This is a genomic window from Bacillus cereus group sp. BfR-BA-01524 (assembly GCF_022662595.1).
Classification (GTDB): Bacteria; Bacillota; Bacilli; order Bacillales; family Bacillaceae_G; genus Bacillus_A; species Bacillus_A thuringiensis_S.
The window spans coordinates 1-363 of record NZ_JAKUDW010000316.1 but is presented as its reverse complement, the minus strand read 5'-3'; the positions used below and the strand labels follow the sequence as shown (position 1 = coordinate 363).

The following is a 363-nucleotide window of genomic DNA, read 5'->3' as shown; positions in this document are numbered from 1 at the left end:
CTATCTCTTATTCACGAAATGAAACGCCGCAACGAACAATTCGGTATCGTAACAATGTGTATTGGCGGCGGAATGGGAGCAGCGGGAGTGTTTGAATTACTATAAAAAGTGGAAGAGGCTCGTTCAGAATGTGAGGGGGATGGAGCTTCAGACGTAGAGGCGTTCTTTGCCTCGCAGGAAGAAGCGAAGCCACCGAACATTCTAGCCGCTGGAACTGGATTAGATAAAAAGTGCAGGTGGCTCGCTCAGAACAGGAGGGCGTTGGAAGCCCTGACGAAGAGGCGCTTTTTGCCTCACAGGAAGGGGTGAAACGACCGACTGTTCTAGCCACTGGAACTGGATTATAAAAAAAGTGGAAGCGGC

General features: G+C 50.1%; 1 protein-coding gene. It reads left to right on the top strand.

Annotated features, from left to right (window positions below; translation table 11 throughout):
- On the top strand, nucleotides 1-105 hold a 105-nt coding region (locus tag MR170_RS31250; RefSeq protein WP_242310696.1), incomplete at its 5' end, for a hypothetical protein.
- Nucleotides 106-363 lie beyond the last annotated feature (258 nt).